Annotated in this window: 9 protein-coding genes; 3 read left to right on the top strand and 6 right to left on the bottom strand. The window is 68.5% G+C overall.

Going from position 1 to position 14,717, the window contains the following annotated elements; genetic code table 11:
• Positions 1-21 precede the first annotated feature (21 nt).
• The 6 genes from ACN20X_RS15310 to ACN20X_RS15285 form a co-directional block, all read right to left on the bottom strand.
• Positions 22-2,556: a TonB-dependent receptor gene (locus ACN20X_RS15310; RefSeq protein WP_473209550.1), complete on the bottom strand. Its 2,535-nt coding sequence runs from the start codon at positions 2,554-2,556 to the stop codon at positions 22-24.
• Between the two features lie 142 nt (positions 2,557-2,698).
• On the bottom strand, positions 2,699-3,682 hold the full coding sequence (locus ACN20X_RS15305; RefSeq protein ID WP_473209549.1) for a FecR domain-containing protein: 984 nt from the start codon (positions 3,680-3,682) through the stop codon (positions 2,699-2,701).
• 5 nt (positions 3,683-3,687) lie between these two features.
• The gene (locus tag ACN20X_RS15300; protein ID WP_016450750.1) at positions 3,688-4,170 is read right to left on the bottom strand and encodes a sigma-70 family RNA polymerase sigma factor; all 483 of its coding nucleotides are present in this window, start codon (positions 4,168-4,170) and stop codon (positions 3,688-3,690) included.
• 126 nt (positions 4,171-4,296) lie between these two features.
• A complete protein-coding gene (locus ACN20X_RS15295; RefSeq protein ID WP_473209548.1) occupies positions 4,297-6,777 on the bottom strand; it encodes a TonB-dependent siderophore receptor in 2,481 nt (826 codons plus the stop codon).
• Positions 6,778-6,866: 89 nt separating this feature from the next.
• Positions 6,867-7,880 (bottom strand): FecR domain-containing protein, encoded by a 1,014-nt coding sequence (locus tag ACN20X_RS15290; protein WP_473209547.1) that lies wholly within the window; start codon positions 7,878-7,880, stop codon positions 6,867-6,869.
• Entirely contained in the window at positions 7,859-8,371 is a 513-nt protein-coding gene (locus ACN20X_RS15285; RefSeq protein ID WP_017406812.1) for a sigma-70 family RNA polymerase sigma factor, read from the bottom strand. Before ACN20X_RS15285 ends, ACN20X_RS15290 begins: the two co-directional genes overlap by 22 nt.
• Positions 8,372-8,598: 227 nt before the next feature.
• On the opposite strand from ACN20X_RS15285, the gene ACN20X_RS15280 reads away from it, so the two are divergent.
• The 3 genes from ACN20X_RS15280 (at position 8,599) to prfB (ending at position 14,716) form a co-directional block, all read left to right on the top strand.
• On the top strand, positions 8,599-11,187 hold the full coding sequence (locus ACN20X_RS15280) for a sensor domain-containing protein (protein ID WP_047219769.1): 2,589 nt from the start codon (positions 8,599-8,601) through the stop codon (positions 11,185-11,187).
• A gap of 281 nt (positions 11,188-11,468) precedes the next feature.
• A complete protein-coding gene (locus ACN20X_RS15275; protein ID WP_473209546.1) occupies positions 11,469-13,319 on the top strand; it encodes a methyl-accepting chemotaxis protein in 1,851 nt (616 codons plus the stop codon).
• Positions 13,320-13,611: 292 nt separating this feature from the next.
• Positions 13,612-14,716 (top strand): peptide chain release factor 2 gene (gene prfB, locus ACN20X_RS15270; RefSeq protein WP_126312227.1). Its coding sequence is split into 2 segments (ribosomal slippage): positions 13,612-13,692 and positions 13,694-14,716, totalling 1,104 coding nucleotides; the frame shifts between segments, so codons are not numbered across the junction.
• The last annotated feature ends 1 nt before the right edge of the window (position 14,717 follow it).

Below are 14,717 nucleotides of genomic sequence, written 5' to 3'. Positions count from 1 at the left end.
CCCATCCTCACAGGGAAAGCTTCACCACTTGTAATTCAGCACCGCCATGGCCTGGCGCGGCGTGCCGAACTGGCCCTGGCCGTCGATGTTGACGTAGTACTTCTTGTTGAAGAGGTTGTTCAGGTTCAGCTGCAGCGAAAGCCTGGGGCTGAAGGCATAGCGCGCCATGAGGCTGGCGGTGGCGAAGGATTTCTGCTCGAAGACCAGGTCATTGCCCGCCACGAAGACGCTGGCGCGGGTGCGGCTTTGCCATTGCAGGCCGCCGCCCACGGTGAGCTGATTCCATCCACCGGGCAGGCGGTAGGAAGTGAACAGCTGGGCCTGGGTCTTGGGCGCCCAGGCGTTGATGGACAGGCCCTGGGCGTCACGCGCGACGGTGTGGGCAATGCCGGCCGACAGGTTCCAGCCCGTGGCCAGCTCGCCCGAGACCTGGGCCTCGAAGCCCTTGCTGGTCACGCCCTTGGCGCCGTAGTAGGCGAAGTCGGTGGTGCCGGGCACGACCTGGCCTTCGTCCAGCTGGGCCACGTTGTCCTGCTGGATGCGGAAGACGGACAGGGAGCTGTTGAGCCTGCCGTTGAGGTGCTCGCCCTTGATGCCGATCTCGAAGCTCTTGCCCGCCACGGGGTCCAGGTAGCTGCCGCCGCGGTCGCGGTAGTTCTGGGGCTGGAAGATGTCGGTGTAGCTGGCATAGGCCGAGAAGCCTTCGCTCAGGTCCAGGACGACGCCGGCATAGGGGATGAAGACATCGTGCGAGCGGTTCTCGCTCAGGCTGCGCACCTTCCAGCTGCTCTGGCGCCCGCCCACGATGAGCTTGACCGGATCGGCCAGCGACAGGCGCAGCGCGCCGTACAGCGCGTCCTGGCGCCTGTGGTCCAGGCTGCTGGTGGTCAGCGGCCCCCAGGTGGGCTCGGCATAGGAGCCGTCCCATTGGTAGTAGTTGCCCACGTCCTGCAGGGGGCTGGTGCGCGCATGGCCGGCCTTGTGTTCGCGGGCACGGCTGCTGGTCAGGCCGACCACGGCCTCATGGCGGCGCCCGCCCAGTTCCCAGCCGCCCGTCACCTGCAGGTCGGCGCTGTTTTGCTGGAAGCTGTATTCGGAGTAGTTGGGCAGGGCTGCCATGCCCAGGCCGGTGGTGATGTCGGGCTGGCGCATGAGGTACAGCAGCTTGGCGTCGTAGGCGCTGTCGCGGTGCACGAAGTTGGCCTTGAGCTTCCAGTCGTTGCCGAAGCGGTGCTGCAGGTTGGCGAAGATGCTTTTGTTGGTGCTGTTCCAGCGCGTCCAGTTCGCAGCCGTGGTCTTGGAGGTGCTCCAGTCGGCCGGCATGCCGTTCGTGAAGACCAGCGGCAGGCCGCCCCAGGTCGAGCCGGTGGGCCGGTTGGCCTGGTAGTCGGCGCCCACGCTGAGCGTGGTGTCGGGCGTGAGGTCGGCATCGATCACGCCGTAGAAGACCTGCTTGCGCGCGTGGTAGAGGTCCACATGGGAGTCGCGCTCTTCGGCCATGCCGGCGACGCGTGCGCGGATGCGGCCGTCCTGCGTCAGCGGCATGGACAGGTCCACCGTGCCGCGATGGTGGTTCCACGAGCCCACGCTGGCCGAGGCCGAGCCCGTGAACACCTTGCTGTTGGCGTGCTTGCGCACCATGTTGATGGAGGCCGACGGATTGCCCGCGCCCGTGAGCAGGCCCGTGGCGCCGCGCACCACTTCGACGCGGTCATAGATGGTGGTGTCGTTGCCCGATTCGCCGTAGAACGACAGGCCGATGGAGGTGGGCACGCCGTCGTACTGCAGGTTGTCCACGTAGAAGCCGCGCGAGTAGAAGTCCGAGCGGTCGCTGTCCGAGCTGACGACATGGATGCCGGTGACGCTGCGCATGGCGTCGTTGAGCGATAGCAGGCCCTGGTCCTCGATCTGCTGGCGCGTGAGCACGCTGACGGACTGCGGCGTGTCGCGCAGCGACAGGCTCAGGCCCGTGGCCGCCGCCGTGGCCGGCGTGGTGTAGGAGCCCGAGCCTTCGGTGGTGGGGCTGGCCTGGGCAGAGGCCGTGACCAGCACGGTCCTGAGCGTCTGGGAGGACGGCGCGCCTGCCGCACCCGCAGCACCCGCCGCGCCGGAGGTGGCAGGCACCACGGGCATCTCGCGCAGGGTGTAGCCGCCGCCGGCCGAGCGCACGGCCGCCAGCGGCGTGCCCAGCAAGGCGCGGTCCAGCGCCTGCTCCACGGTGAAGCGCCCGCTCACGCCGCCGCTGCGCAAGCCTTCGGTGACGGCCGAGCCGAAGGTGACCAGCACGCCGGCCTCGCGCCCGAGCTGGTTGAGCACGCTTTCCAGCGGGCCGGCGGCAATGTCGTACTGGCGTTGCTGCGAAGCACCGGCAGCCGGCTGCGCCCAGGCCTGTGCCGGAGCCAGGGCGCCTGCGGCAGCCAGCCCCGCCAGCGTGCCCGCGCACAGCACCTGCAGCGCCAGCGCCACCGGACGTAACGCCGGGGCCGCCTGGGATGGGCGGACAGTGGGGGCGGCAGCCTGCCGCATGGAGTTCTGGCGCATGGTCTGAGGGCGCATGGAAAGGCCTTGTTGCAATGGTTGTAGAGAAGCGTTGGCGCACGCTGCGGTGCGCTCCTGTCTCTGTTGACAGCCATCGCCGGCAAATCAGCTCAAATTTTTTTCAAAAGAGAGGCGAAGGCCTTCATGCAGCCCGTGCCGCTCATGCCTTGCCCGCCCCGGCAGGCCGCACCATCACCCAGTAGCGCGAGAAGGAGTGGATTTCCACGGGCAGCGAGGAAGTCAGCGCGGCCAGCACGCGGTCGGTGTCGGCCAGCGGATAGGCGCCGGAGACGTGCAGGCCGGCCACGGCCGGGTCGCAGCCCAGGCGCCCGCGCCGGTAGCGGCCCAGCTCGGCCAGGAAATCCTCCAGCCGCATGCGCGAGGCCACCAGCATGCCTTCGGCCCAGGCGCTGGCCGCCGTGTCCAGCGCGCCGGAGTGCGCGGCCTGCTGGGCCGTGAACGTGCCCTGCTCTCCCGCAGCTATGCGCTGCGCGGCATGCGGGGCATGCGCGGGCCGCAGTTGCACGGCGCCTTGCAGCACGCCCACTTCGATGCCGGGCTCGCGCTCGCGCACCGTGAAGCGCGTGCCCAGGGCCTGGACGGCGCCCATGGCGGTCTGCACGATGAAGGGCCGGTGCAGGCTGTCCGGCGCGGTCTGCACGAGGATTTCGCCACGCACCAGCTCCAGCACGCGCTCGGCCGCGCCGTAGCGCAGGTTGAGGGCGCTGCCGGTGTTGAGCACCACGCTGCCGCCATCGGGCAGCGGCAGCCGGCGCTGCTCGCCTACGGCAGCCACCTGGTCGGCCGTCCAGCCGCGCCAGGCCTGCGAGCGCACGACGGCCGCGGAGCCTGCGCCCGAGACCAGCAGCACGGCCAGCGCCTGCACCGCACGACGCCTGCCGGCCGAGCCGGGTGCGGCCAATGCGGCCCGCGCCAGCGGCATGGGGATGCCGGCCATCTGGCTGCCCATGGATTCGATGCGCTGCCAGGCGGCCTCATGCTCGGGGCTGGCCGCACGCCAGCGCTGCAGGCCATCGTGCTGCCGGGCCTGGGCCTGGCCGGAGTTCAGCTGCAGCCACCATTGCACGGCCTGGCGGGCCACTTCGGCAGAAATGGGGGAAGAAGCGGAAGGGAACGCCTGCATGCCGCCTACTCCGGGAAGAAGCAGCGCATGGCCGCCTTGGCCAGATGCCGCTTGACGGTGGAGATGGAGATGCCCAGCTCGGCCGCGATCTCGCCATGGCCGAGCCCTTCGAGCTGGGCCAGCAGGAAGGCCTGCTTGGCCAGCGCGGGCAGGCGGCCCAGGCGCCGGTCTATCTCCACCAGGGTCTCCAGCACCATGAGCCGGACCTCGGGCGGCGGCGCCACGGGCTCGGGCATGGCGGCCAGGGCATCGAGATAGGCCTGCTCGATGGCGCGGCGCCGCACCTGGTTGATCAGCAGGTTGCGCGCAATGGTGGTCAGGTAGGCGCGCGGCTCCTGGAGCTGGTCCAGCCCCTTGGCGCCCAGCACCTTGAGGAAGGTGCTCTGCGCCAGATCGGCCGCGTCGAAGGCATTGCCCACCTTCTTGCGCAGCCAGCCCTGCAGCCAGCCGTGGTGGGCCAGGTACAGGGATTCGACATGGGCGGACAAGGAAGGCGATGGGCTGGACACGCGGCGACCCGAGATTGAGAATAATTCTCAATTATAGGCAACTGCGCCCCTCTTGCGGCCCAGCTCTCCCGCATGCTGCTGCAGTCCGTTCCTCCTGGCCGTGTTTCAGAACTTGCCGCGCAGGGTGAGCGTCGCGCTGCGCGGTGCGCCGTAGACATTGCCCCAGGCCGGCGCGCCTATGGTCTGGTAGTAGGTCTTGTCGAACAGGTTGGCCACGCTCAGTGCCACGGACCAGTTGCGGTCGATGCGGTAGCCCAGGCGGGCAGACCACACGGCATAGGCTGGCTGCACGTCGGTGATGGCGCCCACCGCGCGCGAGCTGGCGGTCTGGAAGTTGACGCCGCCGCCCACGTTCCAGGCGCTCCATTCGCCCGGCAGGCGGTAGTCGCTCCAGACCCGCAGCATGTGCTTGGGCGTGTAGGTGCTGGCGAACTCCACGCCGGCATTGGAGGTGTTGTCCAGGTACTTGAAATGGCTGAAGGTGTAGCCGGCAAACAGCTGCCAGCCGCGCGCCACCTCGCCGCTGATCTCGGCATCCAGCCCCTGGCTGCGGACCTTGCCCACGGAGACATAGCAGTAGGTGCTGGCCGAGCAGGGGTTGACCAGGTCCTCTTCGGCGCGGTTCTTCTGGTCGATGCGGAACAGGGCCACGGCTGCGTTCACCCTGCCGTCCAGCAATTCGCCCTTCATGCCCACTTCCAGATTGCGCCCCTTGATGGGAGCCAGCAGGTCGCCGGCCGCCGTCACGGCGTTCTGGGCCTGGAAGATGTCGGAGTAGCTGGCATAGGCCGACCACTGGTCATTGAGCGCATAGACCAGGCCGCCATAGGGCGTGATGACGCCGCTTTCCTTGTACGGGTCGTTGTAGGCCTCGCCCGTGTTGCGGTAGTTGCTGCTGCCCGTGAAGCGGGTGACGCGGGCGCCGCCGATCAGGGTCAGCGCATCGGTGAGGCTCAGCCGCGCCACGCCGTAGGCGCCGGACTGGGTCATGCGGGTGCGGCTTTCATCGCCGCGATAGCGGTTGGCCAGGAATTCCGCGCGGGATGGCTCGCGGATGGCGGCGCTCGGGTCGAACACGTTGTTGGGCAGGCCCATGCGGATCAGCGAATAGTCGCTGTCGTTGACCATGCGGCCCGTGTTGGCGCCAAAGCTCAGCGAATGCCGGCGGCCGAAGGCGTCGAATTTGCCGTCCACCGCCACGTCCAGGGTCTTGTTGTCGGTGGTGACATCGAACAGGCCGGCATACATCTCGTTGCCCGCCAGCGTGGCGGGATGGATGGCCCCCAAGGCGAAGGCGTACTTCATGTCGTGCTTTTCCCGGGTGTAGCCCGCCGTGGCCTTGACGGTCCAGTCCGCGTTGAAGCGGTGCTGCAACTCGGCAAACAGCGATGTCTGCTCGCTGTCCCAGCGGTTCCAGTCCGCGCCCAGGAAGGTGGAGCGCGGCAGCCGCAGGTCTGCCCCGTCGGCATAGCGCGGCAGGCCCTGGAAGAACGGCGTGGAGCGCAGCCGCTCGTGGGTGGCGCCCACCGTCAGCCGGGTCTGGGAGCTGAGGTCGTACTCCAGCACGCCGTAGAGCACGCCGGTGCGGCTGCTGGCCACGTCGTAGAAATAGTCGCGGCTGTTGAGGCTGGCGACCACGCGCCCGCGCAGCGTGCCGGCCTCGTTGAGCGGGCCCGTGGCATCGATCTCGCTGCGCAGGTTGTTCCAGGAACCCACACCGGCCGAGACCTCCAGCTGGCGCTCTGCCAGGGGGCGCTTGCGCACCATGTTGATGGCGGCGCTGGGCGAGCCCGCCCCCTGCAGCAGCCCCGTGGCACCGCGCACCACTTCCACGCGGTCCAGCGTGGCGGCGTTGCTGGTGAAGTTGTCGGCCTGCGGGTAGTAGAAGGCGCGGTTCACACCATCGAACTGGTAGGTATCGACGCGGAAGCCGCGCGAGTAGACATAGCGCCCGCCCATGGGGCTGTCGTACATGGTGATGCCCGTGGTGCTGGCCAGCACGTCGTCCACGGTGTGGAGGTTCTGGTCGTCCATGCGCTGGCGCGTGATCACGCTGATGGACTGGGGGATGTCCTTGATCGCCTGCTCGCCCTTGCCCACCGTGACCGCGCGGGCCGCGTAGCTGCCCGTGCCTTCGCTAGTGGCGCTGCGCTCGGCGCGGGCCGTCACCTGCACTTCGTTCAGGACCGTGGTGGAACCGGCACCAGCGCCGGCCGGTGCGGCCTGCCTGCGCAGCGTGTAGCTGCCATCGCTGCGCGCCACCATGTCCAGCCCGCTGCCGGCCAGCAGGCGCTGCAGCGCCTGCTGCGGCGCGTAGTGGCCGGACAGGGCCGGGCTGGTGAGCCCTTCGGTCAGCGCAGGATCGAAGGACAGCGAAATGCCCGCCGCCGTGGCCACGCCAGCCAGCGTGCGGCCCAGCGGCCCGGGCGCAATCTGGTAGGTCTGGGCTGCGGGAGCGGGCGTGGGAGCAGGTGCCGGTTCGGCCGCCTGCCCGGCGCCTGCGGCCAATGCCATGCCCAGCAGGGCCAGGCGGGCGGCATGCGCCAGGGGATGGAAGACGGGATGCGGCATGGGTACGGCAGGCATGGAAATCGGTCCTTGGAGGCGGTGAAGAAAAAAGCTCTTTCCCCGTTGCCAGCCGAGATCCGAAAAAGTGTCACCCTGCCTCGATTTTTCTAGTTCCTGGCGACCACGGTGATCCAGTAGCCGCGCATGCGCGTCTGCACGTCGACGGGATAGGTGGAGGCCAGCATGGTCAGCGTCCGGTCCGTATCGCCCAGCGGAAAGGAGCCGGACACGCGCAGCGCGCGCACCTCGGGCGCGCACTGCAGCAGGCCGGGCCGGTAGCGCGACAGTTCTGCGCAGAACGCGGCCAGCGGCATGGCGTCGGCCATCAGCATGCCGTGGGTCCAGGCCGTGGCCTCGGGCTGCAGGGGCTGGGGCGCGGTCACCTCCCCCGCTCGCAATACCGTTTGCTGACCGGCTTGAACGACCAGCGCCGGGCTGGCGGCGCCGCGCAGCGTGACCTCCACGGCGCCCTCGGTCACGGCCAGGCGCACGGGGCCGCCGTCCGCCCTGCCCCCCTCTTGCCGCACGGTGAAGCGGGTGCCCAGGGCGCGCAGCCGGCCATGGGCGGTGTCCACGACAAAGGGACGGTGCGGCGTGGCGGTATCGGCCGCCGTTTCTATGGAAATCGCGCCCTGGCGCAGGGTGAGCAGGCGCAGTGCGCCATCAAACCGGATGTCCACCGCGCTGGCCGTGTCCAGCAGGAGGCGGCTGCCATCGGCCAGATGCTCGGTGCGGCGCTCGCCGGTGGCGGTGCGCAGGTCGGCGCCCCAGCCGCGCTGGTCCGCCGCATACCAGGCTTGCCAGGCCAGCCAGCCTGCAGGCGCCACGGCCAGCAGCGCGGCCAGCCGGGCCACGGTGGCGCGGCGCTGGGCGCGGTGGCTTCGGGGCCGGTCCAGCGCCGGCATGGCCAGCGCTGCAGGCAGGCCGCCCAACTTGCCCAGCAGCCGCTCGGCGCGTTCCCAGGCCAGGGCATGCTGTGGGTCGGCCTGGCGCCAGCGCTCGCAGGCGGCGCGGTCGGCGTCGGTGGCGCCGCTGTCGTGCAGGCGCATCAGCCATTCGGCGGCCTCGTCGAGCACGCGCGCTTGCAGGGGCGTCTCCATCACGCCATTGCCACCAGGCATTGGCGAAACGCCTGGGCCATGTAGCGCTTGACGCTGGTGAGCGAGATCTCCAGCTGCTGCGCGATGTCCTCGTACTTCACGCCGTCCAGCTGGGACAGCAAAAACGTGCGCCGCACGATGGGCGGCAGCGCGTCCAGCATGGCGTCTATCTCGTGCAGGGTCTCCAGTACCAGGGCGCGTTGCTCGGGCGACGGCGCCACGGGCTCGGGCAAGGCGGCCAGGGCTTCGAGGTAGGCGCGCTCCAGCGCCTGGCGCTTGTACCAGTTGACGAGCACGCCCTTGGCCACCGTGGTCAGGTAGGCACGCGGCTCCTGCACACCGTCCAAGTCGCGCACGCCAAGGATGCGCACAAAGGTGTCCTGCGCCAGGTCGGCCGCATCCGCCCCGTTGCCCAACCTGCGGCGCAGCCAGCCCTGCAGCCAGCCATGGTGGGCGGCGTACAGGGAGGCGGCTTCTCGGTGCTGGGGGGTGGAGGCTGGGGCGGATGGCATGGTAGGACCCGATGGCTTGAAGGCGGGAGTCACCATCAAACAAGAATCATTCTCAAATCATTGTAACCAGCGGAATCACTTGCCTAAGAGTGCCATCAGGCGGACCATCCAAAGGCGAACAGTGGGAGCAAGTGCGACCAGAGTGGCTGACATCCAGCTGCTGCGCCGGATCGGTATCATTTAGAAACAATCAATCATCAGCTCAGCATCCATCAGGAGAGCGAACCATGTTCGAAACGCGGGTAGCAGGCACGGCAGGACAACAGGCGCTGTGGAGCACGCTGGACAAGGCCATGGCGCTGGCGGAATTCACGCCCGAAGGCCGGCTGATGCGCGCCAATGCCAACTACGAGGCCATCCTCGGCTATCCGGCCACGGGCGCTGAAGGTCTGCTTCACAGCGATCTGTGCACGCAGGCCCAGGCCGACCCGGCCGCCTACGGTCAGTGGCGCCAGCGCTGGGGCGCGGGCGAGACGGTTTCGCGCGTGGGAGAGCACCGGCGCCGCGACGGAAGCACCTGCTGGCTGGAGGCCACCTATGCGCCCGTGCTCGATGCGGCCGGCGCCCTCAGCCATGTGCTGTGCATTGCCACCGATGTCTCGGCCCGCATGCTGGCCGACCGCCGGCGGCAGGAGCACATGCGGCGCCTGTCCCTGGTGGCCGATGCCACCGATGCTGCCGTGGTGATCGCCGATGGCAACTGGACCATCAGCTATGTGAATGCGGGCTTCAGCCGCATGTTCGGCTGGACCAGCGAGGAAGTGGTGGGCCGTGCGCCCATCGCCCTGCTGGTGCCCCATGCCTCGCCCGAGTTCACGGCCGCCTACCGTGCCGAGCTGGACGCGGGCAAGCCCGTGTACCGCGAGGAGATCCTGGTGGGCAAGGACGGCGAGCGCTACTGGGTCAGCGCCCAGGCCAATCCCGTGATGGGGCCGGACGGGCGGCTGCAGACCACGGTGACGGTGATCACCGACATTACCGAAGCCAAGATGCATGAGGTGCTGCAGCGGCGCGCCCTGGAGGCCATGGCCCGCGACCAGCCGCTGACCGAGGTGCTGGACCTGGTGTGCCGCGAGGTCGAGCGCATTGCGCCCGATATCGCGGTCTCGGTGCTGGAAGTCGATGACCAGAACCGCCTGCATCCGCTGGCCGCGCCCAGCCTGCCGGCCTCCTATTCGGCGGCGCTGGACGGCGTGCCCATCGGCCCCAATGTCGGCTCCTGCGGCGCGGCGGCCTTTCACAACCGGCCCGTGCTGGTGGGCGACATCGCCACCGACCCGCTGTGGGCCGACTACAAGCACCTCATCCTGCCGCTGGGGTATACGGCCTGCTGGTCCACGCCCATCTGCGGGCTGCAGGGCGGCGTGGCCGGCACCTTTGCCTTCTACTACCGCCATTTCAACCGGCCCGGCCCCGATCCCTTCCACCAGCGGCTGGTGGAGGCCTGCACCGACCTGTGCGCGCTGGCGCTGGAGCGCGAGCAGGCACGCCGCCGCATCCGGCAGCTGGCCTTCTACGACGGGCTGACCACCCTGCCCAACCGCAGCCTGCTGCTGGCCCAGGCCGAGCAGGCGCTGTCCGTGGCTTCGCACGAGGGCCACGAGCTGGCCGTGGTCTTCATCGACCTGGACCGTTTCAAGCAGGTCAACGATTCGCTGGGCCACCCGGCCGGCGACCGGCTGCTGTGCAGCGTGGCCCAGCGCATTCAGGCGGAGCTGCGCACGGGCGACATTGCCGGACGGCTGTCGGGCGACGAGTTCGTCATCGTGCTGCCACACTGCGGCGGTGCGCAGGCGGCCGAGGTGATAGAGCGGCTGCAGTCGGCACTTGGCGAGCCCTGCATGATCGACGACGTATCCCTGGCCAGCACGGCCAGTTGCGGCATTGCCGTGTTTCCCGCCGACGGGCGCGACATGGAGACCCTGCTGCACCGCGCCGACATGGCCATGTACCAGGCCAAATCCGGCGGACGCGGGCTCTACAGCTTCTTCAGCCCCGAGATGAACCGCCTGGCGCAGGAGCGGCTGGTGCTGGAGACGGCGCTGCGCGACGCCCTGCGCAGCGGCGGCCTGCGCCTGCACTACCAGCCCCAGCTCGACCTGAAGGACGGGCGCCTCTACGGCGTGGAGGCCCTGGCGCGCTGGAGCCATGCGGAATTCGGCGAGATCTCGCCCGCACGCTTCATTCCGCTGGCCGAGGAATGCGGCCTGATCGGCGAGCTGGGCACCTGGGCACTGCGCGAGGCCTGCCGCCAGCTGGGCGAGTGGCGCAGCCGGGGCATCGACGTGCCGGCCATGTCGGTCAACCTCTCGCCCACCAGCTTTCACAACCTGGACCTGCCGCGCATGATTGCCGACACGCTGGAGCACAACGCGCTCAAGCCGCAGGACCTCACGCTGGAGATCACCGAAAGCCTGCTGCTGGACACCAACCCGGGCACCATGCGCACGCTGCAGGCCGTGCATTCCCAGGGCGTGCGCCTGTCCATGGACGACTTCGGCACGGGCTACTCCAGCCTCAGCTACCTGCGGCGCCTGCCGGTCAGCGAACTCAAGCTGGACCGCAGCTTCGTCGCCGACCTGGAGCACGACGAGGCCGCGCAGGCGCTGAGCAACGCCATCCTGGGCATAGGCCGCAGCCTGCACCTGACCGTGGTGGCAGAGGGCGTGGAGACGGCAGCGCAGAACACCATCCTGCGCGAACAGGGCTATCCGGTGGCACAGGGCTATCTGTTTTCTCGCCCGCTGCCGGCCGCTGATCTGGAACGGTGGCTGCAGGCATCGAGCGCGCAGGCTGGCCTGGCGACGGACGTGTGAGCGGACGTGTGAGCGGACGTGTGAGCGGACATGTGAACGGGCATGTGAGCGGACCAAGCCATGCGCGCGGAGACCTTGGCCGGCAAAAGTAACAATCCGCAATAAATATTCGGACTGGACCTATTTTTCCCTAAGCCTCGCCGGCAAGTGACCGATATCTGCGGCATGGCGGCGGCTGAGTGTCGGCCCCGCTGATCGCCACAGATCGCCACCGTTTCCGCCGACTCCCAGCCCCAGCCGCTCATCCGCTTCCGCTCTTCGCCATACGGCACTCCCCCACCATGATGTTTTTCCGCAATCTGAAGCTGGCCCCCAAGCTGCTGGCCTCCTTCATCGCCCTGCTGCTGCTGACCGCAGGCCTGGGCCTGTTCTCCGTGGTCCAGCTGGACCGCGTCAACCAGACCGCCACCGACCTGGCCCACCACTGGATGCCTGCCGAGCGCGTGCTCCTGGAGATGCGCTACCAGCTGCAGCGCTACCGCTCGCAGACCATGCAGCATGTGCTGGCCACCTCCATGGAAGAGATGGCCGTCTACGACAAGAACATGCCCGCGCTGTGGTCCGAGCTGCTGAAGAACCATCAGGCCTTCGAGCGCTATGCCAATACGGCTCGCGAGCGCGAGCTGATGGCCGGCATCAAGGACGACCTGGGCCAGTACGCGCAGCACACGGCAAAGATCGTGGACCTGTCCCACGCCCTGCGCACCGACGAGGCCTCCGAGCTGCTGCGCGGCGATTCGGTCAAGACCAGCCGCGCCATCAACAGCAAGCTCGATGAACTGATCAAGCTCAACGCCCAGGGCATCGAAGATGCCAACCAGGCCGGTGACGACATCTTCACGGCTGCGCGCTGGTGGGTGATCGCCCTGCTGGTGGGCGCCGTGGTCTTCGGCCTGGCCATGGCCCTGCTGATCGCCCGCAGCGTGGCGCGCCCCCTGCAGCAGGCCGTGAGCCTGGCGCAGGCCGTGGCCGCAGGCGACCTGGGCAGCCGCATCGAGGTGCATGGCAAGGACGAGACCGGCCAGCTGCTGCTGGCCCTGCAGCACATGAACGAAAGCCTGCAACGCATCGTGGGCCAGGTGCGCCAGGGCACGGACTCCATCGCCACGGCCAGCGGCCAGATCGCATCGGGCAACCAGGACCTGTCGGCCCGCACCGAGGAGCAGGCCAGCTCGCTGGAGCAGACCGCCGCCTCCATGGAGGAGCTGACCTCCACCGTCAAGCAAAACGGCGCCAACGCCCAGCAGGCCAACCAGCTGGCCGCCGCCGCGTCCCAGGTCGCCGTGCGCGGCGGAACGGCCGTGGCCCAGGTGGTGCAGACCATGTCCGCCATCAACGATGCCTCGCGCAAGATCGTGGACATCATCGGCGTCATCGACTCCATCGCCTTCCAGACCAACATCCTGGCGCTGAATGCCGCCGTGGAAGCGGCCCGCGCCGGCGACCAGGGCCGGGGCTTTGCCGTCGTCGCCTCGGAAGTGCGCACCCTGGCCCAGCGCTCGGCCGCCGCCGCCAAGGAGATCAAGCAGCTCATCGACGACTCGGTGGGCAAGGTCGAGGAAGGCAGCGCCCAGGTCGATTCGGCCGGCAAGACCATGGAGGAGATCGTGGCCAGCGTGCGCCGCGTGACCGACATCATGGGCGAGATCTCGGCCGCCAGCCATGAGCAGACGGCCGGTATCGAGCAGGTCAACCAGGCCGTCACGCAGATGGACCAGATGACCCAGCAGAACGCGGCCCTGGTCGAGGAATCGGCGGCGGCCACCGGCGCCCTGCAGGCCCAGGCCAAGGCGCTGGCCGAGGTGGTGAGCGTGTTCAAGCTCTCGCCGTCCACCGGCATGCTGGGCAGCAGCCGCGGTGTCAGCCACGCCGCCGCCGTGGCAGCGCCCCGCCAAACACCGGCGGCGCCCCGTCCGCATCTGGCGCCTGCCGCTCCCAAAGGCGCTGTGCCCGCACGCGCATCGGCCGCCCTGCCTTCTGCAACTGGTGCGGCCGGTGCACCCCCTGCTCCGGCAGGCGCCGCGCGCCCGGCCCAGCCGGCGCAGCCGGCCCGGCCTGCCGTGACCGCACCTGCCAGGGCCAAGGCCAAGGCGGCCAGCACGGCCTCCGACGACGATTGGGAAACCTTCTGAACCAGGTTTTCGCCCGCCCCGCCCGGGGGCGGACACACCGGCCAAGGCCCGACCAGCTCCTGCTGGCCGGGCCTTTTTTCCGGGCGCCTCGCAGGCGGATCACGCCCCTGCCATGGCCAAGCCCTTCAAATCTGCCATGATCGACCGCTGCAAGCCCTTGTTTTGAAAGCCCTCGCCAGTCTGCGGCCCTCCCGCAGCCCCGTGCGACAGGCGCTTGGCCCGGCACGGTGCCCCAGCATGAGAAAATCGGCGATTCAGCCAAGAACACATTCATCAGAAGACGGAACACATCATGGAAGCAGAACGCATCAACCTCATCGGCAACACCCTCGAAGATCTGTCGCAGCGGACGGCAGATCTACGGAGGTATCTTTGACTACGATGCAAAGTACGAACGACTGCGCACGGTAAATGCCTCGCTGGAAGATCCCAGCGTCTGGAACGACCCCAAGAAGGCCCAGGAACTGGGCAAGGAAAAGAAGCTGCTCGACGGCGTCGTGCTGACGCTGCAAAAGCTCACCACCGAGCTGGCCGACAACGCCGAGCTGTTCGAGATGAGCAAGGAAGAAGGCGATGAGACCGGCCTGCTCACCATCGAGGGCGAGACCGCCAAGCTGCAGCCCCTGATCGAGGAACTGGAGTTCCGCCGCATGTTCGGCAAGGAAGCCGATCCGCTGAACTGCTTCGTGGACATCCAGGCCGGCGCCGGCGGCACCGAAGCCTGCGACTGGGCCGGCATGCTGCTGCGCCAGTACCTGAAGTACGCCGAGCGCAAGGGCTTCAAGGCCACGGTCGAGGAAGAGACGCCGGGCGACATCGCCGGCATCAAGAGCGCGACCATCCACATCGAGGGCGAGTACGCCTACGGCCTGCTGCGCACAGAAACCGGCGTGCACCGCCTGGTGCGCAAGTCGCCCTTCGACAGTTCGGGCGGCCGCCACACCAGCTTTGCCTCGCTGTTCGTCTATCCCGAGATCGACGACTCGATCCAGATCGAGATCAACCCCTCGGACGTGCGCACCGACACCTACCGCGCATCGGGCGCCGGCGGCCAGCACATCAACAAGACCGACTCGGCCGTGCGCCTGACGCACATCCCGACCGGCATCGTCGTGCAATGCCAGGATGGCCGCAGCCAGCACAGCAACCGCGACGTCGCATGGCAGCGCCTGCGCTCCAAGCTCTACGAGCACGAGATGCAAAAGCGCATGGTGGAGCAGCAAAAGCTGGAGGACACCAAGACCGATGTGGGCTGGGGCCACCAGATCCGCTCGTACGTGCTGGACAACAGCCGCATCAAGGATTTGCGCACCAACGTCGAAATCTCGGCCACCCAGAAGGTGCTGGACGGCGACCTCGACGCTTTCATCGAAGCCTCGCTCAAGCAAGGCCTCTGAG

The organism is Delftia sp. PX-1 (assembly GCF_055797465.1).
This window is presented reverse-complemented; position numbering and strand designations above follow the sequence as displayed.

Coding starts and splice junctions, on each gene's coding strand:
- ACN20X_RS15310 (WP_473209550.1), bottom strand. CDS start 2,556: ATGCGCCCTCAGACCATGCGCCAGAACTCCATGCGGCAGGCTGCCGCC.
- ACN20X_RS15305 (WP_473209549.1), bottom strand. CDS start 3,682: ATGCAGGCGTTCCCTTCCGCTTCTTCCCCCATTTCTGCCGAAGTGGCC.
- ACN20X_RS15295 (WP_473209548.1), bottom strand. CDS start 6,777: ATGCCTGCCGTACCCATGCCGCATCCCGTCTTCCATCCCCTGGCGCAT.
- ACN20X_RS15290 (WP_473209547.1), bottom strand. CDS start 7,880: ATGCCTGGTGGCAATGGCGTGATGGAGACGCCCCTGCAAGCGCGCGTG.
- ACN20X_RS15285 (WP_017406812.1), bottom strand. CDS start 8,371: ATGCCATCCGCCCCAGCCTCCACCCCCCAGCACCGAGAAGCCGCCTCC.
- ACN20X_RS15280 (WP_047219769.1), top strand. CDS start 8,599: ATGTTCGAAACGCGGGTAGCAGGCACGGCAGGACAACAGGCGCTGTGG.
- ACN20X_RS15275 (WP_473209546.1), top strand. CDS start 11,469: ATGATGTTTTTCCGCAATCTGAAGCTGGCCCCCAAGCTGCTGGCCTCC.